General features: G+C 67.2%; 20 protein-coding genes and 1 pseudogene. 7 read left to right on the top strand and 14 right to left on the bottom strand.

Translation table 11 applies throughout. The features are described from left to right. The first annotated feature begins 24 nt into the window (after window positions 1-24). Window positions 25-918: a CoA ester lyase gene (locus tag H0B43_RS19010; RefSeq protein ID WP_185726514.1), complete on the top strand. Its 894-nt coding sequence runs from the start codon at window positions 25-27 to the stop codon at window positions 916-918. A gap of 72 nt (window positions 919-990) precedes the next feature. Here the strand turns inward: H0B43_RS19010 and H0B43_RS19015 are convergent, their stop codons facing one another. Continuing rightward, window positions 991-1827, bottom strand: coding sequence for a mycofactocin-coupled SDR family oxidoreductase (locus H0B43_RS19015; RefSeq protein WP_185726513.1), 837 nt, complete (start codon window positions 1825-1827; stop codon window positions 991-993). 40 nt (window positions 1828-1867) lie between these two features. After that, a pseudogene (locus tag H0B43_RS19020) lies at window positions 1868-3408 on the bottom strand (aldehyde dehydrogenase family protein). Between the two features lie 283 nt (window positions 3409-3691). Between H0B43_RS19020 and H0B43_RS19025 the strand changes: the two are divergent. Beyond that, entirely contained in the window at window positions 3692-3922 is a 231-nt protein-coding gene (locus H0B43_RS19025; RefSeq protein ID WP_185726512.1) for a hypothetical protein, read from the top strand. A 76-nt stretch (window positions 3923-3998) separates the two neighbouring features. On the opposite strand, the gene H0B43_RS19030 is transcribed toward H0B43_RS19025, so the two are convergent. Continuing rightward, window positions 3999-4925 (bottom strand): alpha/beta hydrolase, encoded by a 927-nt coding sequence (locus tag H0B43_RS19030; RefSeq protein WP_185726511.1) that lies wholly within the window; start codon window positions 4923-4925, stop codon window positions 3999-4001. A gap of 36 nt (window positions 4926-4961) precedes the next feature. Further along, window positions 4962-5888, bottom strand: coding sequence for an alpha/beta hydrolase (locus H0B43_RS19035; protein ID WP_213015186.1), 927 nt, complete (start codon window positions 5886-5888; stop codon window positions 4962-4964). 180 nt (window positions 5889-6068) lie between these two features. On the opposite strand from H0B43_RS19035, the gene H0B43_RS19040 reads away from it, so the two are divergent. Further along, window positions 6069-6935 (top strand): helix-turn-helix domain-containing protein, encoded by an 867-nt coding sequence (locus tag H0B43_RS19040; RefSeq protein WP_185726510.1) that lies wholly within the window; start codon window positions 6069-6071, stop codon window positions 6933-6935. A gap of 17 nt (window positions 6936-6952) precedes the next feature. Here H0B43_RS19040 and H0B43_RS19045 read toward each other — a convergent pair whose 3' ends face one another. Then, window positions 6953-8092, bottom strand: a complete 1140-nt coding sequence (locus H0B43_RS19045; protein ID WP_185726509.1) for a low temperature requirement protein A — start codon at window positions 8090-8092, stop codon at window positions 6953-6955. Between the two features lie 25 nt (window positions 8093-8117). Continuing rightward, the gene (locus H0B43_RS19050) at window positions 8118-8492 is read right to left on the bottom strand and encodes a DUF2255 family protein (protein ID WP_185726508.1); all 375 of its coding nucleotides are present in this window, start codon (window positions 8490-8492) and stop codon (window positions 8118-8120) included. Window positions 8493-8742: 250 nt separating this feature from the next. Between H0B43_RS19050 and H0B43_RS19055 the strand changes: the two genes are divergently transcribed. Continuing rightward, a complete protein-coding gene (locus H0B43_RS19055) occupies window positions 8743-9921 on the top strand; it encodes a CaiB/BaiF CoA-transferase family protein (protein ID WP_185726507.1) in 1179 nt (392 codons plus the stop codon). 53 nt (window positions 9922-9974) lie between these two features. Beyond that, window positions 9975-10694, top strand: coding sequence for a nitroreductase (locus H0B43_RS19060; RefSeq protein ID WP_185726506.1), 720 nt, complete (start codon window positions 9975-9977; stop codon window positions 10692-10694). Between the two features lie 4 nt (window positions 10695-10698). Here H0B43_RS19060 and H0B43_RS19065 read toward each other — a convergent pair whose 3' ends face one another. The 8 genes from H0B43_RS19065 to H0B43_RS19100 form a co-directional block, all read right to left on the bottom strand. Next, window positions 10699-11583, bottom strand: coding sequence for a helix-turn-helix domain-containing protein (locus H0B43_RS19065; RefSeq protein ID WP_185726505.1), 885 nt, complete (start codon window positions 11581-11583; stop codon window positions 10699-10701). A gap of 39 nt (window positions 11584-11622) precedes the next feature. Beyond that, complete coding sequence (locus tag H0B43_RS19070; RefSeq protein ID WP_185726504.1) at window positions 11623-13029, bottom strand: MmgE/PrpD family protein; 1407 nt, start codon at window positions 13027-13029, stop codon at window positions 11623-11625. Between the two features lie 129 nt (window positions 13030-13158). Next, the gene (locus H0B43_RS19075; RefSeq protein ID WP_252189762.1) at window positions 13159-13968 is read right to left on the bottom strand and encodes an IclR family transcriptional regulator; all 810 of its coding nucleotides are present in this window, start codon (window positions 13966-13968) and stop codon (window positions 13159-13161) included. Between the two features lie 44 nt (window positions 13969-14012). Beyond that, window positions 14013-15503 (bottom strand): aldehyde dehydrogenase, encoded by a 1491-nt coding sequence (locus H0B43_RS19080; RefSeq protein ID WP_185726503.1) that lies wholly within the window; start codon window positions 15501-15503, stop codon window positions 14013-14015. A gap of 68 nt (window positions 15504-15571) precedes the next feature. After that, entirely contained in the window at window positions 15572-16591 is a 1020-nt protein-coding gene (locus H0B43_RS19085) for a zinc-binding dehydrogenase (protein ID WP_185726502.1), read from the bottom strand. Between the two features lie 48 nt (window positions 16592-16639). Further along, window positions 16640-18604, bottom strand: coding sequence for a hydantoinase B/oxoprolinase family protein (locus H0B43_RS19090; protein ID WP_185726501.1), 1965 nt, complete (start codon window positions 18602-18604; stop codon window positions 16640-16642). Window positions 18605-18609: 5 nt separating this feature from the next. Beyond that, a complete protein-coding gene (locus tag H0B43_RS19095; protein WP_185726500.1) occupies window positions 18610-20649 on the bottom strand; it encodes a hydantoinase/oxoprolinase family protein in 2040 nt (679 codons plus the stop codon). A gap of 14 nt (window positions 20650-20663) precedes the next feature. Next, complete coding sequence (locus H0B43_RS19100; protein ID WP_185726499.1) at window positions 20664-20882, bottom strand: hypothetical protein; 219 nt, start codon at window positions 20880-20882, stop codon at window positions 20664-20666. Window positions 20883-21127: 245 nt separating this feature from the next. Between H0B43_RS19100 and H0B43_RS19105 the strand changes: the two genes are divergently transcribed. Beyond that, window positions 21128-22093 (top strand): AraC family transcriptional regulator, encoded by a 966-nt coding sequence (locus H0B43_RS19105; RefSeq protein ID WP_185726498.1) that lies wholly within the window; start codon window positions 21128-21130, stop codon window positions 22091-22093. Between the two features lie 82 nt (window positions 22094-22175). Continuing rightward, window positions 22176-23054: an alpha/beta fold hydrolase gene (locus H0B43_RS19110; protein ID WP_185726497.1), complete on the top strand. Its 879-nt coding sequence runs from the start codon at window positions 22176-22178 to the stop codon at window positions 23052-23054. Window positions 23055-23056: the final 2 nt, after the last annotated feature.

Here is a 23056-nt window from a genome sequence, read left to right on the forward strand (position 1 = left end):
CGTACTCACTACTGAGGAGAGTTCATGAATCCGTACCGTTCCATGCTGTTCGTGCCCGGTCACAAGCCTTCCTGGGCCGACAAGGGGCTGGCCTCCGGCGCCGACGCCCTGATCCTCGACCTGGAGGACTCGGTTCCCGTCGCAGACAAGGACGAGGCGCGTGGCGTCACCGCCGCCACCATCGACCGTCTGCACGCCGAGGGTGTTCGCGCCGACGTGTGGGTGCGGCCCAATGCATTCGTGACTGGGATCCAGGGCAGTGACCTCGAGGCGGTGATCCGGCCGGGGCTGACCGGTCTGTTCCTGCCCAAGGTCTTCGACGCCGAGGAACTTGTGCGGATCGACGCCGTGGTGTCGCACATCGAGGCCCGGGAGGGGCTCGAGGCGGGCAGCGTGGGACTCATCGTGAGCTACGAGACCGCGGTCTCGATGGCGCATTGCGAGGAGATCGCCGCCGCCACCCCGCGCATCTCCAGCCTGCTGGGCGCCACCGGCCCGAGCGCGGACGTGGGACGCGAACTCGGCTTCGAATTCACCCCGGCCGGCCTGGAGACCCTGTACCTGCGGAGTCGACTCGTCCTGGCCGCCCGCGCGGCAGGCCTGCACCACCCCGTCGCCGGCGTGTGGCAAGACATCAAGGACCTCGACGGTGCCCGTCAGTTCTGCCTGGACAACAAGCAGCTCGGCTACCGCGGCATGGTGTGCATCCACCCGTCGCACATCGCCATCGCCAACGACGTGTTCACGCCGTCCCCCGAGCAGGTCGACTTCTACCGCCGCATGATCGAGGCGTTCAAGGTGGCCGAGGCCGCAGGCAGCGCGGCCGTCGACTTCGAGGGCCAGCACATCGACATCGCCCACGTGAAGACCGCCGAGGGAATCATCGCGCAGGCCGAAGCTGTCATGGCCCACGCCTGACCCGTCCCGCACCGATCGCGGCGAAGCCTCGCATCCGGAATGATACGAGGCTTCGCCCGGGGAAATTTCCACCTACTTGAGCGTCTGTCCGGCGTCGACCTTGAGTTCGAGGCCGGTCACGTAGCGCGCCTCGTCCGACGCGAGGAACGCGACCGCGTTGGCGATGTCCTCGGGCTCCACCCACGGCACGTCCATGACGGGAATGGTGGCGAACCGGTCGGCCACGCTGTCGGGGGTGCGCTCCGCCTCGGGGATGTCGGGCGCGAACAACGCGTACGTCGGCGCGTTGTGGATCAGCTTCGTGTTGACCGACGTCGGCGCGACGCAGTTGACCCGGATCCCGAACGGGGCCAACTCCAGCGCCTGCGACTTCATCAGTCCGACGACGCCGTGCTTGGCAGCGACATACGGCGACAGGTTCTGCATCCCCTTGATGGCCATGGTCGAACTGGTGAAGATCAGCGACCCGCCGCTTCCCTGGTGCTTGAGGATCGGGATCGCGGCCTTGGCGGTGTGCCACACGCCCTTGAGAACGACGTCCTGCGTGACCTGCCATTCGAGGTCGGAGACCTCCTCACTGAGCCCGTACGACCAGATCCCCGCATTGGCGACGACGATGTCCAGCCGGCCCAGTTGCCGCACGCCTTCGTCGAGCGCATGCTTCAGGGCGTCGTAGTCGCGCACATCGACCTGGGCGGTGACGACGTTGCGGCCCAGCGCCTTCACCCCCCGCTCGGTCTCTTCCAGGTCGGCCGGTGTCGCCGCCGGGGCCACGTTGGTCTCGACGGGTGCAGCGACGTCGACCGCGAAGATGTCGGCTCCGTCCTGTGCCAGCCGAAGCGCTTCGGCCCGCCCCTGACCACGCGCCGCCCCCGTGACGAATGCGACCTTTCCCTCGAGTCTCGGCATCTGCTGTCCCTTCTCGTGTCCTGAATGGGTTGTCGGTTGTTCAGTGCTTCGGCGGTGTCCCGAGGACCAGGCCGTAGGCGCGGCGGCTCAGGTCGCCGGACATGTCGACCGTGATGGATTTGTCCTGGGTGAACTCCGTGAGTGCGTCCGGGCCGAGCTCGCGGCCGATCCCGCTCTGCTTGTAGCCGCCGAAGGGAAGGTGCTGAGACATGTTGTGCCAGTCGTTGATCCACACCGAGCCGGTCTCGAGTCGGTCTGCGACGTCCAGTGCACGCTGGTTGTCCCGGCTCCAGACGCCCGCGGCCAGGCCGTATTCGGTGTCGTTCGCGATCTTGACGGCCTCATCCACCGAGTCGTAGGCGATGATCGACAACACCGGTCCGAAGATCTCTTCGCGCGCGATACGCATGTCGTTGGTGACGCCGGTGAACACCGTCGGCTCGACCCAGAAGCCCCGGGCGAACTCGGGACCCGCAGAGGTTCCGCCGCCGTGGACGAGCCGGGCTCCTTCGGTCTTGCCGCTCTCGATGTAGCCGAGGATGCGCTCGCGCTGCGCCGCGCTCATCACCGCGCCGACGTCGGTCGACGGATCGAGGGGGTCACCGATTTTCAGTGTTTCCAACCGCGCGACGAGACGGTCGACGAACTCGTCGTGAATCGAGGTCGGAAGGAGCAGTCGGGTGCCGGACTCGCAGGCCTGACCGGCGTGCAGGACGAACCCGTAGATCGTGCCGTCGACGGCGAGGTCGATGTCGGCGTCGTCGAGGACGATGTTCGGTCCCTTGCCGCCCAGTTCCAGCAGCACGCGCTTGATCGTGTCGGACGCGTTGGCCATCACCCGGCGGCCGGTGGCGGTCCTCCGGTGAAGGACACGAGCCGCACATCGGGATGCTTGACGAGGTGCTCACCGACGGTCGGACCGTCGCCGATCACGACGTTGAGCACCCCGTCGGGGAGGCCCGCGTCGCGCAGTATCGCCGCCAGTTCGAGGGCGAAACTCGGAGTCTTCTCGTCCACCTTCAGGACGACGCTGTTGCCGGCTGCCAACGCGGGGACCGACTTCCACACCGCGATGGCCGCCGGGAAGTTCCACGGACAGATTCCGGCGCAGACTCCGACTGGTTCCTTCTTGACGAGCCCACTGTGCAGAACCTGGCCGGTAATCGGTGACGGCCGTACCCATTCGAACGAGCGTGTCAGCTCGGCGTAGTACTGCAGGTGCATCTGTGGAAATCCCACGGCGATCGCGAGTGCAGATCGGATGGGCATGCCGGTCTCGCGTGAGCTGATCGTCGCGATCCCCTCTATCCGGGTGGCGAGAGCGATTGCGGCCCTGTCCAGTACGGAGGCTCGCTCGACAGGTGGTGTCCGGCGCCAGGAACCCTCCTCGTACGCGCGTCGCGCGGCGGCGACCGCGGTATCGACGTGGGTTATCGTCGCCTTCGCCGCGGTCGCCGTGATGTCCTCGGTGGCCGGGTTCACGATCTCGTAGCGATCCGCAGTGTCGACCCATCCGCCGTCGATGAACATCCGATAGTGCGGAATCCCGTTCTTCGTCACCGTGGGGCCTTCGTCCCGCATGCGCACACTCCGTTCTCGACGCCCGATCTGGTGGGTCCGAGAGTTGCCCGGAGACGACACCGACGGAAGTAGCTTTCTCGGCCACCGAGAAGAAAAGAGTGAGGACGGTCTCAATGCGCCGTCGCTGCGATCCAGTTCACAAAAATGGATAATGTGTGATACATAATCACCGCGCGACCCTTCCGGACGAACGACTACGCCGGACAGCCGGTCTCGCACGCGATGTGCAGCTTGCGGCAAGTGCGGAAACCACACACGATCAGATTGGAAACTACCGGGCGCAATGAGCACCTCGGGCACGACCATCGCAAAGATCGTCGTCGTCCCCGCACTGGCCTTCGTCATGAACGCCTACGGCTGGCGGGCCACCGTCCTGTTGCTATCAGACTGTTGCTATCAGACGGCGTTTCAGCTGATCGGCGCCGTCAGCGCGGTTCTGGCGCTGCTCGCCGTGGTGATTGCGGATCCGGTGAAGGACCGGAGCCGGAACCGGCAGACCGTCAGCGGCGGTTGAGCCGAGTCCGCCCGAGCTCCTGGGGATCCGGGGAGCCCGGGCGGATCTGATTGACCGGTGTGTCAGTTCTCTTGTGTCAGTTCTCGACTGCGCGAGCGGCGAGGTTCTCCCGGAAGAACGGGGTCGCCTCCGCCACGGCGTGGTCGACGTACTTCGGCACGTCGTAGAAGTCCATGTGGGCGCCGCCCTCGACGACCACCAGCTTCTTCGGGCTGCGGACCCGGCTGTGCAGTTCGGTGGACATCCACAGCGAACCGGCTTCACTGCCCGCGACGATCAGCAGCGGTGCGGTGAACAGGTCCTCGACCAGGTGGAACGCGTCGAACGTGAAGATCCGCGAGATGCTCTTTGTGAACAGCTGCTTGTTCTTCGCGTTGGGGTGCTGCGCCCGCGGGGTGAGGTAGTAGTCGTGCGCCTCGACCAGGTCGCGCGGAGTGCTCTCGTCCGGCTGTTCCGGAACGTACGGGATGTAGGCGGGGTCGGCGCCCTGCGCCTCGGCGGTCCGCTGCTGCGCGACTGCCTGCAGTGTGGGCACCGCGGCCGCATCGGAATCGGTTCCGTACCAACCGCGTCGGAACGAGGCGCCGATGTTCAGGGCGCTGACGGTGGTGACAGCCTTGATCCGGTAGTCGGTGAGGGCCGCGTTCACGGCGTATCCACCGCCGGCGCAGACACCGAGAACACCGATCCGCTCGGCGTCCACGTAGTCCAGGCTCTGCAGGAAGTCGACGGCCGCACGCACGTCCTCGACTCGCGCTGCCGGGTCCTCGAGGTGGTGGGGTTCGCCGCCGCTCTCACCCTGGAACGAGGCGTCGTAGGCGAGTGCCACGAAGCCTTCCTCGGCCAGCTTCGCGGCGTACAGACCCGCGGTCTGCTCCTTCACACCGCCGCCGGGATGCACGGTGACGACCGCCGCGTAGCTGCTCTGCGGATTGAAGTTTTCGGGCAGAAACAGGTTGCCGGCCATGGCGATCGGGCCGTTGGGGAAGGTGATGCTATCCATTGCTGTGTCTCTTTCTGACGGGGTTGTGATGTTCGATCAGAGGTTGGTGTCGTAGAACGGGATCAGGGCGTCGAGGGCGATCTTGACGGGCTCGGGCTGGTCGTACAGGTCGTAGTGCGAGAAGCCTTCGGCCACGACGAGTTGTTTCTTTTCGGAGCGGGCGCGGCGGTAGATCTCGAGGCCGTCGCGGTAGGAGCCGAACGCGCCGGGCTTGTCGCCGACGACGACGCACAGCGGCTGAGTGAGAAGCACTTCGGCGTGGGTGAAGGCGTCCCATCCGTATCCCGCCGCTCGCCGTGAGATCAGGCTTCGGGTGGCGCCGTTCGGCTTCTCGCCGCGGGACGTCTTGTAGTACTCGGTGGCCTCGGCGACGTCGAGGTCCATCCCGGCCGCCGCGTCCACGGTGGGCGGAAGCAGGTTCTCGACGTTCGGTTCGGCGCCGCGGGCCTCGGCGGTGCGCTGTGCGGCGATCGCGTCCAACGTGGCGATCGGGTCGTAGGCACTGAAGGCTTCGTGCAGCAGGTGGCCGAAGTTGACGCCGACGACGCTGCCGACGGCCTTGATCCGCCGTTCCGTCTTGGCGGCGCTGATGGAGTATCCCCCGCCGCCGCAGATGCCGAGCACGCCGATCCGGTCGGCGTCGACGTACGGGAGTGTGACGAGGTGGTCGACGACGTGGCCGAAGTCGTCGACCCGTTGCGCCGGGTCTTCGATGAAGCGGGGTTCGCCGCCGCTGGCGCCCTGGTAGCTGGCGTCGAATGCGATGACGACGTACCCGGCGTCGGCGAGGGCGGTGCCGTACACGTTGCCGGACGTCTGTTCCTTGCAGCTGCCGATCGGGTGTGCACTGATGATGGCCGGGTATTTGTTCGTGTCGTCGAATCCGCGCGGGAAGTAGATGTCCGCCGCGATGTCCCAGTACGGGGTCTTGACGCTGACGGTCTCGATCCTCTCCGTGGCCATGAACTGATTTCCCTTCGTCGTCCGCCGGAGCCCGACGGTCTGAATCTCAGGGGGTCGTAGACGATGTCCTCGACCCGCACTCATCACCCTGCTGCGATCCGCGGGGCGCTACCAGAGGCCGGTTATCGGGGGTACCGGCAGCCTCTCCCTCGGGCCGTCGGAGGTCCCTAGGCTGCTGGTATGGAGATCGCCAAGGAGATCAAGGACTTCCTGACGACCCGTCGCGCACGCATCACGCCCGACCAGGTGGGCCTGCCCGCCGGTGGCCGACGTCGGGTCGCCGGGTTGCGTCGCGAGGAGGTCGCACTGCTCGCCGGAGTGAGCGCGGAGTACTACGTACAGATCGAACGCGGCGGCGTGTCGGGCGTGTCCGATGAGGTGCTGGACGCCATCGCGACGGCGCTGCGACTCGACGACGAGGAGACGAAGCATCTGTTCACCCTCGCCCGCGCCGCGGCGACGAAGCCCCGCAGGCGTAAGCCCGCCCGGGCGCGCGTCGAGATGCCGGAGCCGGTCCAGGCGCTCGTCGATGCGATGATCACCGCCCCCGCCGTGGTGCAGAACGGTCACCTCGACATCGTCGGCGCCAATGCGCTCGGTCGCGCGCTGTACGCCGACGTGTTCGACCGGACGGACGGCGCGCCCAACCTGGCCCGGTTCATCTTCCTCGACCGCCGCGCCGACGAGACGTTCCCCGACTGGAACAACGCGGCCGACGACGCCGTCGCGATGCTGCGGGTGGAGGCGGCGCGGTCGCCGTACTCGACGGCGATCACCGGTCTCGTCGGTGAGCTCGCCACCCGCAGCGACGAGTTCCGCACTCGCTGGGCGGCTCACGACATCAAGGCGCACCGGCGCGGAACCAAGCGGTTCCATCATAGGGACGTCGGCGACCTCACGCTGCGGTTCGAGGCTCTCGACGTGGCCAGCGCGGCCGGTCTCACCCTGTACGGATTCACCGCGGCGCCGGGTTCCTCCTCCGAGGAGGCCCTCCGCCTGCTGTCCAGCTGGATCGCCACCGACAGCTCGGCACACCAGCATTCCTGAAGGGAGCTACGGCGAGTTCAGGATTCGCTCGGCGACGTGTCCCTGGAGAGGGTCACAGCCACCGCGAGGAGGATGAGGACCAGCGCGAGGACGACGGCGTAGGACGGCAGCCAGTACGCCGCGACGGAGGCCGACCCGAGCACGGCGGCGCCGACGGCGCGCGGAACCCAGCCGGTGTGGGTGGTGAGCCGGAAGTAGATCGCGTGCGAGAGCAGGTAGATCGCCGGACCCGCGAGCATCAGGACGCCGCCGACCCCTGCCCGGTCGTCGCCGGCGTAGGCGAGCACCAACTCGCTGCCCGCGGCGAACATGACGAGGCCGGTGACGACGCCGTAGATCACGTTGATCCCGATGTGCACGGATCGGATCGGGTTCTCGGTGGCGGCGATATGACTTTCCACGATCTGTTCTGCACGCCCGAAGTAGACCGCCCACAGGCAGACGAGCGCGACGAAGCACCCCGCCGCCAGCGCCAGCGTCAGCGCATCGGAATGATGGGCGGCAATCACGCGTCCCAGGGTGAGGACCGTCTCGCCCAGCAGGATGATGAGGAACAGTCGCATCCGCTCGAGCATGTGCTCGGCGTCGAACGGAAGTTGCTGCGTCTGTGTGCGTCCGCCCGGCAGCGGGTGTGCGCTCCAGGTGCCGACGAGGTCGACGAGCGCGGCAACCGCCCACAGCCAGAGGCGCCATTCCGGGTCGAATGCGGCGCCGGCCACCCAGAGCGGCGCCGAGACCGCGAACCAGATCAGCACGTGCAGGAAGTGCGTGCGGAGGCTCGGCGTCGGGGCGGTGGCCGCCGCGTAGACGGCCGGGCCGATCAGCGCCAGCAGCATGGGAACGATGAAGAGCCAAGGGCTTTCGTCGAACGCATGCCCGATGCCGGCGTTCATGAACAGGCCGAGGCCCATCACCGTGATCGTCACGGCCCGGGTGGCGGTGCGTTCGATGTCGAGGAGGGTGACCTCGAACGTCGTGAACGCCCAGACCCCGCACACCGCAACGAGGGCCACGAGGGTTTCGGCGGCGCCGTGCCAGGTCAGGTGTTCGACGAGATGGTGCGTGAGCTGACCGATCGCCAGCACGAACACCAGGTCGAAGAACAACTCGAGCGGCGAGACCTCACGGTGGGTGCTGCGTGCCCGCGTGACCATCATGAATTCCTCCTCGGCGCCCAGAATCCTATCCGGCGGCGTCGAGGCGGACGGTCGTTTCGGCGGCGGTGTCGGCGATCATCGGTTCCAGCGCGGCGGGCTGGCTGCGGTACTTGGCCTTGTACGCCGCCTCGACCGCGGCGTTCGTCGCGGGGTCGTTGGCCAGGTGCAGGGTCACGTCGGTCTCGACGCCGTCGGCACTGATCCGCGCGGTGTTGTTCCGCATCGCGTTCCGGTACCAGCCGCCGTCGGGGCCGAACGCGGACCGGATGTAGAGGTCGTCGGCGACGCGCACGACCCAGATGGGTATCCAGTGGCGCAGGGAGCCGTCGTTTCGGTAGCTGCTGATGTGCAGTTCCTCGGTGTGGCCGATGGTGTCGAGTTGGTCGCTGTGCCATGCCATGTCGTCATCTCCTGACGTCGGTGTGCGGAGGTCCGCGGCGATCTCCCTGGTCAGAGCGTAGAGCGGTTCCGGTGCGGTAAGGAGAGGCTGCTGGTCCCCCCTGTAGGCAGGGTCTCCCGCGCGCACGCGAGGGAGACGCACTGTGGCTATCGAAAGCGCGGGGTATCGAAAGCACGCGATCCCGTCTTGACATCCACCGAATGGTGGATAATGTATTATATTGTTACTCGCGACACACGGAGGCACGCCCATGCAGCACAAGCCGCTCGACGGGATCCGCATCCTGGAGATCGGGGGTTACATCGCTCTTCCGTTCGCCACGTCGATCCTGTGCGCGCTCGGCGCAGAGGTGGTGAAGGTGGAGAAGCCGGTCGTCGGGGAGGACTTCCGCCGCCACCAGAACGACGGCAGCCCCTACTTCCGCCAGTACAACACCGGAAAGCGGAGCCTGTCGATCGACCTGAAGCGTCCTGAAGGCGTCGCGCTGGTCAAGGCCCTCGTCCCGCACTTCGACGTGGTCCTCGAGAACCTGCGGCCCGGCAAGTTGGCGGCGCTGGGCCTCGGGCCCGACGACTGCCGCGCGCTGCGATCCGACCTCGTCTACGGGTCGGTGACCGGGTTCGGCTCGGGTGGCCCGCTGGCTAGTCGCCCCGCCTACGACACGATCGGGCATGCGTTCGGCGGACTCTACTCCCTGTTCGGCGACGACGCCCGGCCACAACTGGCCGGCGGATTGAGCGCGGACCTGATCACCGGTTTGAGCACGGCCACGGGCGTCCTCGCGGCGCTGGTCGGACGGCTGCGTACCGGATCGCCGCAACACGTGGAGACGTCGATCATGGAGGCCGTCAGCGTGCTGGCGACCGATGGGATCACGCAGTCCTTCGAACTGGGATACGACCCGAGTCGGCAGAGCCGGCATCCGCAGGCGCAGAACTTCTGCGTCAAGACCGCCACCGGGGAGTATTTGGCGGTCCACCTGTCGTCTTCGCAGAAGTTCTGGCGCTCGCTGTGCACGGCGATGAACCGGATGGATCTCACCGAGGATCCCCGCTTCGCGGAGTACCGGTCCCGGGAGTCGAACTACCACGAGCTGGCCAAGATCGTCGAAGCCGAGTTCGAGCAGCAGTCGCTGCAGCACTGGGAGGACGCCCTCTCCGCTGCGGACGTGCCGTTCGCCCCGGTGCTGTCGATGACGGGATTCGTCGAGCACGAGCAGGTGGAATGGCTCGAACTGGTCGAACGGCAGCAGGACGGGCTGGCGCTGATCCGGCCGCCGTGGCGGTTCGCGGGTGAACGCCCCGATCGAGCGGGCACCGCGCCGCGGGTCGGCGCCGACAGCCGCGACGTCGCCTCGGAGGTGTATTCCGCCGAGCAGATCGACGACCTGGTGCAGGCGGACGTTCTGTTCGTCGAGCCCGGAGCCTGATCGTGCCCGGGGCACACATATTCCGTATTCGAACGACGATGGGTGAGTAATCGATGTCTGCCGATGTATCGACCGAAGGGATCGTGGTGGATCCCGTCGACGACGAGTCCGCCGTGCTGGAGAACCTGCTGGCGACACGGTGGAGTTGCCGCGCGTTCGAGCCGCGCGAGGTTCCGCAACCGCTCATCGAGCGCATGTTCACGCTGGCGCAGCGGTCCGCGTCGTGGTGCAATACGCAGCCCTGGCAGGTCGTCGTGACTAGCGGTGCGGGAACCGAGCGGTTCCGGGACGGTCTCGCGGAGTACGCGCAGCAGCACGGTGCCTCGTTCGAATTCGATCCGCCCGCGGAGTACCGCGGGGTCTACCGCGACCGGCGCCGGGCGAGCGGGTGGCAGCTGTATCAGGCCGTGGGAGTCGAACGCGGTGACCGCGCCGCGTCCGCGCGCCAGTCGTTCGAGAACTTCCGCCTGTTCGGCGCTCCGCACGTCGCGATCATCACGACCGACGCCGAGCAGGGTGTGTACGGCGCGGTGGATTCCGGGCTCTACCTGGGCACACTCCTGCTCGCGGCGCGGAGCCTGGGGATCGCCACGATTCCGCAGGCCGCCCTGGCGAGCCAGTCTCCTTTCATCCGTGAGCATTTCGGCATCGCGGACGACCGCAAGATTCTGGTGGGAATCTCTTTCGGCTACGCCGACCTCGACCACCCGGCGAACAGCTACCGGACGGCACGCGCGTCACTCGACGAGGTTGTCACTTGGCAGGACCGATAGCGCCCTATTCGGTTGTCGTGGAGGGTGTATCGGTGGCGGGGCCGGCGGGGGCGCGATCGGTCGCGGTCACGACCGCGAGCAGTCGCAGGGCCTGCTCGGACGGCGACTGCGGTTCCGCGGTGTACCCGACGAGGGACAATCCGGCCGCGCCGGTGATGTCGAAGACGTTGAAGGTCAGCGACAGGTCACCGACGTCCGGATGCCGGAACTGTTTGACACCGTGCCGGTGCGCCTTCACGTCGTGGGCGGCCCAGCGGGTACGGAATTCCTCGCTCCGCGTAGCGAGTTCGCCGACGAGCCCGGTGACGACGGTCGAGTGGGGTGAGTGTGCGGCCTCCACCCGCAGCAGGGCCACGGCGTCGTCGGCCGCGGTGTTCCACTCCGGGAACACGTCGTCGGCGTGCGGGTCGAAGAAGATGAACCGGACGAGGTTCGGCACTCCCGTCGCCCGCGCGAAGACCGGCGCGTACAGCGTGCGGCCGAGCGGGTTGGCGGCGACGATGTCGAGGTGCCCGTTCAGCACGACCGCCGGCGAGTCGACCATGCCGTCGATCAGCGCCTGTACGCCGTCGGGGATCGTCCGGTCGACCCGACGCGGCGACCGCGCGGAGCCGGCGGCCCGCACCAGGTCGAACAGGTGCGCCGTTTCTTCCTCGGTGAGTCGCAGGGCCCGGGCGACGGAGTGCAGAACGTCGTCGGAGACACCGGCGACGTTCCCGCGTTCGATCTGCGTGTAGTACTCGATGCTGACCCCGGCCAACTGCGCAACCTCTTCGCGTCGCAGGCCCGGCACCCGACGTCGGCGGCCGGGCGGCAGGCCCACCTGCTCGGGAGTGATTTTCGCCCGCCGGGTCATCAAGAACTCTTTGAGGTCCTTGGCGATGTCCATGGATCCACAGTAGGAACAAGAACCGGGCGCCGGGAAGGGTCAGTTTCCCGGCGTCAGCGGCAGGAGCAGGGAGGCGACCACGTCGTCCACCTTGTCCAGGTACAGCACGTCGTGAATCATCGTGTCGACCACCTGCTCTGGCAGCGGAAGCACCGAGTACGGCACGCACTTGCGGAACTTGTCGACGAAGTCCTGCTCACTGAACGGGTTGTTCGGGTGCCCCTTGACGTAGACGTGTTCGGTGGTGATCTCGCGGCCGTCGCGCAGCGCGGTCGTGAGCCGTGCGCCCCAGTCCGACACGGACGGGTCCTCGGTAGCGGAGATCCTCGACATCAGCTCTCGGACGTCCTCACGGTGCCGTGCCTCGTCCGTGTAGGACTGCACGAAGACACTCTTGTCGACCGCGGCGGTCGCGACGGCGTAGGGGAGGCTGAACTGGCATTCGGGGACCGTGCGCGGGTGCCACTTCACGTCGGTCGGTTCGCACACGGCGCGCCATCCGGAGGTGGAGACGTCGACGTGGACGGCGGCGATGTCGTCGGGGCCGAAGCCGTGCGTGCGCATCTGATCCAGGATGCCGTCGATGGAGGAGTGTGAGAAATAGCAGGCGCTGTACCCCTTGGTGGTGATGTTCGTCGTCTCCCAGCGCTCGCCCAGATCCCGGGTGAGTAGCTCGGGGTCCGTCTCCCAGCGGGCCGTGCGCAGGTATCCGTTGGGGCCGGTCAGCACCTCCCGGCGGGGGCCGGTGATGCCCTTCTCCGCGAGGAGGCAGGCGGTGATCGCCGATTGACAGACGAGGCCGTGGTGCACCCGGACCATCAGGGTGGCCGGTGCATAGATCGCCATCGTGTGCGGCTGGGTCATCGTGCGGGCGATGCCCTGGGCATTCTCGAGCAGTTCCTGGGAGAAGCCGAGGAGTTTACCGACGGCGGCGACAGCCCCGAAGATGTAGTGGCCGCCGCAATCGTGGGACTTCACGGCGGTGCTGATGACCTTGTAGGCCGAGCCCACGCGGATCAGCGTCTCCTGCCCGACGACCAGCGCCGTCAGGAATTCCTTCCCCGTGACGTCCGGCCGCAGCCCGGTGGCCGCCAGCAGGCTGGCAACGATGTATTCGCTGATGTGCCCTGCTTCTTCATGAAGATCGCCGCAGTCCATCGCGCGCGGCATCGGGCCGATCGCCAGTGCCGCCTCGGCTGCGGGAACGCGGCCGCCGTAGAACGGCAGGACCGACTGCGGTGCGCCGCCCTTGTCCTTGACCAGATCAACGATCGCCGGAATCCCGTCCATCCCCGAGCCGCCGATCATCACGGCCATGCAGTCCAGCAAGGTGTGCTTGGCATGCCGGACGACCTCGGCCGGGAGATCGTCGTAGTCGGTCTGCACCGCCATCCGGCACAGGGTGCTCATCGGATCTTCCGAGCCCTGGACCGTGAACTTCGTCATGTCGTCCCTCTTCCGCGTCGAGATGTGGCTGTCGGCAACGCAAGTCGGCGTCCCGGTTCATGTCAGAAGGTCGCGCATGCCCGGGCTCGGGGATAGGGGGATTCTCGCCTACCGAGAAGGCGAGTCCGGTCAGGGCACCTCGGTCGCGTGCCGGATCTGCTGCTTCAGCAGCGCCAACCGTGGCCCGTCGGCGGTGCGCGTCGCGCGTGAGATGCCGAGGGCGGTGGCGTGCAGTGCGGGCAGCAAGGTCGACGGCGCGTCGGCCCCGAACGCGGTGGTGACCGACAGCGCGCCGATCGCGGTGCCGTCGTCGGCGAGGATCGGCACGGCGACCGCCGTCGAGTCGGGGGCGATCCAGCGGCGGGCGACGACGTAACCGGTGCGCCGGGTCTCGTTCACGATCCGCAGCAGTTCGGCCCGGTCGACGACGGTGTGCTCGGTGAATCGGGTGATCTTGCCGGTCGCCAGGATGTGCTCCCGCACCTCCGGCGGGGAGAACGCGACCAGCACGATGCCCGGGGAAGACGCCAGCGCGGGAAGCCGCACACCCGGCTGGGTCACGTTGGTGACACCCGGTTTCCGCGTCGACAGGGTTTCCAGGTTGAGGACGTCGTTGCGGTCGAGTACCGACAGCAAGGTGGGGGTCTGCACCGCCGCCCGCAGGTCCTCCATGTACGGCAGGGCGACCTCTCGGAGCGTGAGGGCACTCGACGACCGGGCCACCACCTCCCACAGGCGGGTGCCGATGCGCAGCCTGCGGTCGGGGTCGCGTTCGAGGAAACCCACGTCGACGAGTTCGGCCACGATCCGATGCGCCGATGGCATCGGGATCGCCGTCTTGCGCGCGATCTCGGACGCCGTCAGGGGGCCGCCCGCCCCCTTGAACGACTCGAGCACCTCGACGACTCGCTCGATCATCGATTCACCGCGGGCGGGCATCGGTCCTCCTCGGTGTCGAGCGTGTCGTGGAGCCCTCGCCCTAGCTAGTCGAGGTTGATGTAGACAGCCTTCGGGTACAGATAGCCCTCCACGTGTTCTTTTGCTCCCTTCCAACCGTAACCGCTCATCTTGGTGCCGCCGAAACCGATGGCCGGGTCGAGGACGCCGTAGCAGTTCACCCAAATCGTTCCGGCCTTGATGTTCTGCGAGACCTTGTGCGCCGTAGACAGACTGCGGGTCCATACGCCGCCCGCCAGCCCGAACGGGGTGTCGTTCGCCAGTTGCAGTGCGTCGTCGACGTCGTCGAACGGGATCACCGACGCGACCGGCCCGAAGATCTCCTCTCGGGCGATGGTCATGTCGTTCGACGCGCCGGCGAACACGGTCGGTTCGACGAAGAAGCCCGATGCCAGTTCGCCGCCGAGACGTTTGCCGCCACTGGCCAGCTGCGCGCCTTCGCCGCCGCCGACGTCGATGTAGTGCATGACCCGATCGAGCTGCCGCTCCGAAATCAGCGGTCCCAATTGGGTATTCGGGTCGAGACCGTCTCCCACCCGGATGGTCTTCGTGAACTCCGTGATGCGCTCGACGAACTCGTCGTGGATCGGACGTTGCACGAAGATCCGGGTGCCGGCGACGCAGACCTGCCCGCTGTTGGTGAACACACCCATGGCGGCGCCGGGCACGGCTTTGTCGAGATCAGCGTCGGCGAAGACGATGTCGGGAGACTTGCCGCCCAACTCCAGTTGCAGACGCTTGAGGTTGCCGGCGGACGCGCGGACGATGTTCTGCGCTGTGCCGATCGATCCGGTGAACGCGATCCGGTCGACGTCCCGGTGTTCAGCCAGGGCCTGGCCCGCGTCGGCGCCGTATCCCGTCACGACGTTGACGACGCCGTCGGGTACACCGGCTTCCATCATCAGCTCGGCCACGCGCAGCACCGACAGCGACGCGTCCTCGGCAGGTTTGAGGACGGCGGTGCACCCGGTGGCGAGGGCCGGGCCGAAGATCCACCACAGGCCGATCAGCGGGCCATTCCACGGAATGATTCCGCCGACCACGCCGACGGGGGCGAGGGACTTGAGGGTGAGGAAATCCCCGGGAAGCGAGTTCGGGGGTGTCGACACGGTCGCGGCATCGCACTGGGATGCGAAGAACTGCAGAACCTGTGAGGTCCACTCCGCGAGTCCCGCCGTTCGCTTCAGCGGCGCTCCCATGTCCAGCGTCTCGATCATCGCCAATTCGTCGAAATTGTCGAGGATGACGTCGTGGATCTTCAGTATCAGCTTGCGGCGCTGATGCGGCGTCCAACGACTCCATTCGCCCTCGAAGGCCTGGCGAGCCGCCGCGACGGCACGGTCGACGTCCGTGGCGTCACCCCCGGCGATGCGGCAGAGTACCTGCCCCGTCGCCGGATTGACGGTGTCGATCTGCCGGCCGGATGCGGCGTCGACCCACTTGCCGCCGATCAGGTTTTTCTTCGACCCCTGGATGAAAGCGGGTAGCGTACGCGATGTTTCGTTCTGGGTGAGCATTTGTTCTCCTCCCGTCCGGCTGCGGGCCGCAGGCGGTCGTTGTCGTCTATTCGGTGACCGGGGCGGGATCAGAATTCGAAGACGCCCTTGCCGTCCAATTGCTTGTCGAACCACTGGTATGCCTCGACGGCCTGGTCCAGCGACCAGCTGTGGGTGTAGAGGTCGTCGATGGGGAGTCCGTGCTCGACGACGAACTCGGCGCAGCGCCGCTGCTGGATCGTGGACATCGTCCAGGACGTCATGATCGTCCACTGCTTCTTGTACTGTTCCTCCGTCCTGAAGTGCACCTCGCCGGGGAGGCCGATGAAGCACGCCCGTCCCCACTTGCCGAGGATGCTCAGCGCGTCGGCGCCCGCCACGCCCGACGTCTCCAGGATCATCTCCACGCCTTTGCGACCCGCGAGTTCGGCGATCGTCGCGGACAGGTCGACCTCGGCCGAGTTCACCACCTCGCTCGCGCCGAATGTGCGCGCGCGTTCCAGTCGCGAATCGTTGACGTCCACCGCGATGACCCGGGCCCCGAGTGCCGACGCGAGCATGGTTCCCGACAGTCCGACCGGCCCCTGCCCGAAGACGACCAGCGTTTTCCCGCCGATGTCGCCGAGCCGCATGAGGCCTCCCCACGCCGTTCCGGTGCCGCAGCCGATTGCGGCGCCCGCCTTGTAGCTGAGGCCGTCGGGAAGCGGCAGAAGGGTCCGGGCAGGCACGACGGCGTACGGTGCGTGACCGCCGTGGGTGGTGATGCTCATCGTCTGGGCGTTCCCGCGGTCGCACATCTGTGGCCATCCGGAGCGACATTGCTCGCACACATCGCACCCCCAGTAGTGGTGGATCATGACCCGGTCGCCGACGGAAGCGGTGTCGGGCGACACCCCTTCTCCGACGGCGTGTACGTCACCGCACGGCTCGTGACCCTGAATGGTGTCGGCGCTTCCCCCGAAAGACACTGCACCCCGGTAGAAATGGAGATCGCTGCCGCACATCCCCGACGCCCGCATCCGGACGACCACTTCTCCCGGCCCCGGTTGAGGCGCCGGGAATTCCTTGAGTACGACTCGGCCATCCCCCGGAAACGTGATTCCCTGCATTGTCGACTTTCCTCCTCGGTTCGGAGCAATTGCTCGGTCCGGACGTATTCAGCTCGGTTGGTTGCGGAGCGCCGCGGTGGCCTGCACGTCGATGCGCAGCCCTTCGGGATCGGACCGCGGGTCGCCGATCACGACGACGCCGTAGTCGCGGGCGGCACCGGCGACGCTGACGTATTCGTTGCGCACATCGGCGAGAACCCGTTCGGGGTCGCGGGCGAACGGGTCGCCCCAGCCGCCACCGCCGTTGGTCAGGCACCGCAGGATCGACCCAGTCTTCGTCTGCCACACCTGCCGGCTGGCGAAGTAGTGGTATTCGCCGTCGACCGGGTCCAGTGCCTTGGTCACGGGGTCGAGCACCCCGGCGACGGGAGTGCTGGTTGCGTAGACATCCGGGGTCGTGCCCAACATGGCGGGGCGGTCGTCCGCGCCGTCACGCGGCGGGAAGATCCAGATGGCGCCGTTCGGACCCGGTTCGCCGCCGTTCGCGCCGACACCGCTCGGAACCTTGGTGCGGAACGGCGACAGGTAGTGGTTGCCCTCGCTCAACCACAGCGTGTCCTTGAGATTCGCGGCGCCGCCGCGGAACGTGCCGGGACCGCCGGTGTCGATCGCGTGTTCCTTGCGAAGCATCACGACCGGCGAATCGTGCTCGATCGTCTCGGTGGCAGGGTCGAGGTTGTTGAGGAAGAACAGGACGGTGTAGCTGTCGCCGTCGCCTTCCTTGGTGGCCCCCCACGGCCCGTGTTCGCCGCCGCACTGGGTGGCGCTCGTCCACGGCGTTCCGTCGGCGGTGACGCCGGAGGCGTTGTGGGTGTTGGTGGAACCGTAGTCGCCGGCGACACCCTTCTCGCCGAGGGCCGGGTTGAGTGCGTCGAAGACGGCGGAGACGACGGCACCGGAGGCTTCCCAGAACATCATGATCCCGCCGTCGGGCGGCAGGGACGACACCAGCGTGCCCGGCGGGGTGGCGAGGTCGATGTTGCGCCAGGTGCCCGACGTGAACGGCACCTCCGGGTCCAGCAGCATCGTGAGGGCGACGCCGACCGCGGTTTTGGCGTCGAGCACACCGCAATTGATGCACGTGCGGGCCTGCGCCGACGTGCCGGACAGGTCGACCTCGATGTCCTGGCCCTGCTTGCGCAGCGTCACCTGCACCGTGTAATCGATGCTGTCGTCCAGGCCGTCGGCGTCGATCAGCGCCGAACCGGTGTATTCGCCGTCCGGTACGAGTGCGATGGCGTCGCGCATGCGCTCGGCCGAGGTGTCGCAGGCATAGGTCAACGTGCCCAGGTAGGCGTCGAGACCGTAGCGTTCGATGTTCTCGAGCACGAGACGCTCGCCGAGTGCGAGCTGCTGGTAGATGCTCTTGAAATCGGGCAGCAGCATGCCGCCCCACCGGGTGTTGTCGAAGATCAGGCTGAACGTCGAGCGCACGGGCTCGTCCCTGGACCACAACAGCATCGGCGGAATGACGAGACCGTTCTCGTATACGTTCGACTTCGTCGCGGAGAATCCGCCTGGCACGGTGCCGCCCATGTCGAGTTGGTGGGCGCGCATGTTCACGAACGAGACGATCTCGCCGTCGACGAAGACGGGGCGGATGAAGCACACGTCGTTGACGTGAGTGCCACCGCGGTAGGGGTCGTTACAGATGAGAACATCACCGGGGGACAGGTTTTCGGGACCGAACTCCTCGACGGTGTTGCGGACGGCGTCGCCGAGCGTGCCGAGGAAGACTACGAGACTGTTGCTGACCACGGCCATCGGATAGTTGTGCCGGGGCGGACCGCTGATCGTGCACGCGAAGTCGTACCAGTCGCGGATGATCGGCGAGAACGCCTCCCGCATGAAACCGGTCGACATGTGTTCCACCGCATACCGCAGCCGGTTGAGGATCACCGCTGCTGTGAAGCGGTCGCAGCCGTAGGCGCCGGTGAACTCGGCGTCCGAGATGTCGCGCAGGCGAGTCTGTTCGGACCCCGTTGTGGACGGGGTCGTTTCGAGAGTGGTCATGGGATTCACTTCCTCCGGATGATCAGTTCGCCGTAGCGGCCGACGGTGGCCCGCTGGCCGACGCCGATGTGCGTCGTCGACAGGCCCTCGTCGACGATGGCGGGGCCTTCCAGAACATCGTCCGCGCAGAGTGTGTCGCGGTCGTACACGTCGGCGGTCTGGGCGCCCTTGCCGTCGGCGTCGATGTCGCCGAGGAAGCGCAGCACCGTCGTCCGGACGGGCTCGAGCGGCGTGTCGCCGCGGTGCGGGGCTTCGGGATAGTCGACCTTCGGGGTGTCGAGGACCGCCCGCACCCGGAACGTCACGCCCTCGACGGGCATCGACTCGAACCGGTTGCTCGAACGGTTCTCGTAGGTGTCGTGGAACGACTGGACCATGGTGGTGATCGCGTCGGCGTCGATGGTGCCGTCGGGCACGGGGACGAACGGCGTCTCCCAGCTCTGCCCGGCGAGGTGGGCGTCCATGCTGCGGTGGAACGTCACGCCGGTTCCCTCGTCCAGCCCTTCGCGCAGTTGGGTTTCCATCTCGTCGAACAGGACGTCGATGGTCGGTGCGGCGTCGGGGGTGAGGATCATGTACGCGCTGCGGTTGGCGGTGAACACCTGGTCCGCGGACAGCAGGCCCAGTGCCGAGAACAGTCCCGGATTAGGCGGCACGATCACCTGCTTGCAGTGCACCGTGTCGAGCACCGCGGGCAGCAGCATCGGGCCGGCGGCGCCGAACGCGACGAGGCTGTAGTCGCGGGGGTCCACGCCGTTCTTGATCGCGACGTTGAAGACGCCCTCCGCCATGTTGTTCACCGCCATCTCGTAGGCGTAGCGGACGCGCTGGGCGAGGGTGAACTCCGAATCGAGGTTCTCGAAGGCCTGCCGGGACAGCGCCGGGTCGAGGTTCACCGCGCCGCCGGCGAACCGGGCGGGGTCGATGATCCCGATCATCAGGCAGGTGTCGGTGGTGGTCGGCTGGGTGCCGCCGCGTCCGTAACAGGCTGGCCCCGGGGCGGATCCGGCGCTGTCCGGGCCCACCTGGATTTCACCCGTGGGCCCGATCGCGACGATGCTGCCACCGCCTGCGCCGATGCTGGAGATGTCGTTGGCCAACGCGTTCACGACAAGGTCGTGCTCGAGCTCGAAGCTGGTGTTGACGAACGGTTCTCCCGCCGTGACGACACTGATGTCGATCGACGTGCCGCCGACGTCCGCGCAGAGCAGGTCTTTTTCTCCGATCAGGCTGCCGAAGTGGGCGCAACCGACGGTGCCCGCGGCCGGACCGGAGAAGACGATGCGGAAGGGTAGTTCCATCGCGCGACTCGACGGCACCAGCGTGGCCGCGCAGTCGGCGAAGTTGAGCTCCCCACTGAAGCCGAGGTCGGCCAGGCCCTTCTCCAGCTTCGCGGTGTAGTCGCTGTAGATGATCTTCATCAGGGTGTCGATCACCGTCGTCGAGGCGCGCGCGTACTCCTTGGCCAGCGGGGAGACCTCGCTCGAGATCGAGCAGGGCACGTCGCCGAGGACCTCACGGACCAGTTCGCGCAACCGGATCTCGTGCGCCGGGTTCACATACGCGTTGATCAGACAGATCGCGACACCGGTGACGCCGCAGCGCCGGAGCACGTCCAGTTCGGCGCGAGCCTGCGCCTCGTCGAGTTCGAACAGGACGCCGCCGTCGGCGGTGATCCGCTCGTGGATGCCGCGCCGCAGGTACCGCTGGACCAGCGGCCGGGAGGCGTCACCGAAGCTGCGCCGCCAGCGTGAGTCCAGGATGGCGTGCGCCGGGCGCCACACCCGCCCCATGTCGAGGATGTCGCGATGACCCTCGGTCGTGAGAAAACCGATCTTGGGCAACCGTCGGGTGATCACCGCGTTCAGGCCGTGAGTGCTGGCGTGGTTGAACACGGCGGCGTCCTCGACGCCGAGTGCCGCGGCACCTTCGAGGACCGGCCCGAACACCTCGGTGTAGTCGGTGGTGACCTTGGCGGTCTGGATCTTGCCGTCGCGCAGGGCGACTACGTCGGTGAATGTTCCGCCGACATCGACTGCAATCATCGTGGAATCCTTCGTCAGAGCAGGTCGGTGAGAAGTTGGATCGGCCCGAGCCGGGACCAGGGAGAGCGGTCCAGCGACAGCAGGCACTGCTGGCATTTGACGACCTCGAACCAGCCGCCTTCGGAGACCACCGGATAGCGGCGGAGTTCCTCGGCGCCGCATCGCGGGCAGTCGCCGTGGACGGGAATTCGTTCGAGAACCGGCGTGGGTGGGGTGTCGTGTTCTTCGGTCATGGTGGGCACAACTCCAGGTGCTCTCGGAGACGGGAGCGCAGGTGCGCTGGTCGTCACGACGCTATGGGGATGGGATCTGCGTCACAATCCTTCTGGCGAAGGTCGGGATCCAGTTTCCGAACGCCGCGAGCGGTGGTGATCCGCGACTACCTGCAGGTTCGCCCCAATATGATGTATTATTCTCACCGGCACTACGGCGGCGTGGGTGAAATCCGGCCACGCCGGGTCTCAGGAGGTGGCGGCGCGTGAGCGACCGACAGCTGAACTTCCGCACGGCGGATCTCGATGCCGCGCACGCCCAGGTCACGAAGGCGTTCGCGGGTCACGACGTGCACGTGCCGGACGATCGGGAAGTGGATTTCCGACTCGATCTCGCGCGTGCCCCGCGCCTGACGATCGCCCGGATGTCGTACGGAGCGGCGGTGACGCTGAACGGGCCGCCGATGCGCCTGTGCTATCACGTGAATCTGCCCGTCACCGGTGCGAGCACGGTCGAACAGGGCGGCGCCCGCCGAAGCTTCATCGCGGGGGAGGCGGGTGTGGCGTTCGGGCCGCGGGCGCCGGTGCTGGTGCAGTGGAGTGCGGATTCGTGGCAGTACCACATCAAGTTGCCGAAGGATCCGCTCGAGGCGCACGCGGCGAAACTGACGGGCCGCCCGATCGGGGAGGAGATCCGCTTCGACCTGACGTTCGATCTGAGGTCCAGTGCCGCGCAGGCGCTCGTCGCGACCGCCGGGTTCCTGTACGCAGAGCTCTCCCGGCCGGACGGCATCTCCACGATGCCCGCCGCCTGCCACGAACTCGAATCAGCCCTCATGACCCAACTGCTCATGACGGTGCCGAGTCAGCTGACCCCGGAACTGCACGGAAAACCCGCCCACACCCGGCGGTCCAAGATCCGCGAGATCGTGGACTACGTCGACCGGCATCCGGAGGACGACATCACCACGGCCGACCTCGCGTCGAGGGCCGGAGTGAGCGAACGTGCTCTGCAGGCGGGCTTCCGGGAGGTGGTCGGGATGTCGCCGACCGCCTATCTCCGCGGCGTCCGGCTTGACCGGGTGCATCTCGATCTCGCTTGTGGCTCTTCGGGTTCTGTCACGGATATCGCCTCGCGCTGGGGTTTCTACCACCCCGGCCGGTTCGCTCAGCAGTACCGGGCCCGGTTCGGATTTCTTCCCTCGGAGACCGTGCTGCGCTCCAGGCGCTGAGCGGGATTCGTCACGTGCCGATTCGGTCGGCGCGTGTACGGTGAGATCGCTCTATATAATGTTTCAACTGTGCGGAGGCGGCATGACCGTGGCGGAATCCGTCCGGCGGGAGGCCCTGGAATTCCGGGGAGCCCACGGCGACAAGCTGATCGGCGACCGGTGGACGTCCCCGTGCCGGGATCGGGGAACCGTGCTGCTGCTGCACGGCGGCGGTCAGACGCGGCACTCCTGGGAGCGCACCGCGCGACGCCTGGCCGGCGCGGGATGGCAGGCGATCACCGCGGATGCCCGCGGGCACGGCGACAGCGAATGGTCACAGGCCGGCTACACGCTGGACTTCTTCGTCGCCGACCTCCATGCGACGATCGCACAGATCGGCAGGGCCCCGGTCGTCGTCGGGGCGTCCCTGGGCGGACGGACGGCGCTCGCGGCTGTGGGTGAGCGGCCCGGATCGGTGTCGGGTCTGGTGCTGGTGGACATCGCGCACCGGGTGGACCCGGACGGGCGGAAGCGGGTGAAGGACTTCCTGGGCGGCGCGCCGAACGGGTTCGCCACTCTCGAGGACGTTGCCGCCGCAGTCGACGCCTACCGTTCCGCGCCGCGACGACGCCGGAACCCGGAAGGGCTGAAGAAGAATCTCCGGCAGCGGGCCGACGGCCGCTGGTACTGGCACTGGGATCCGAGGTTTCTCGAGTTCACGACGGACGGCGCGAACTTCGACGCCGACCGGTTGTCACGGGCGGCCCGTAACGTCACCGTGCCCACCCTGCTCGTCCGCGGGAAGAAGTCGGACATGGTCACCGCAGAGGCGGCCGCCGAGATCCGCGACCTGGTACCCACCGCGGAGGTGGTCGAGGTCGGTGCCGGTCACATGGTCGCCGACGACGACAACGACGTCTTCACCGCTCACCTGCAGGACTTTCTCATCGGCCGGGTGCGTCAGCAGGTGGTGGCCAGCTGACC

This window comes from Rhodococcus sp. 4CII (assembly GCF_014256275.1).
Taxonomy (GTDB): Bacteria; Actinomycetota; Actinomycetes; order Mycobacteriales; family Mycobacteriaceae; genus Rhodococcus_F; species Rhodococcus_F wratislaviensis_A.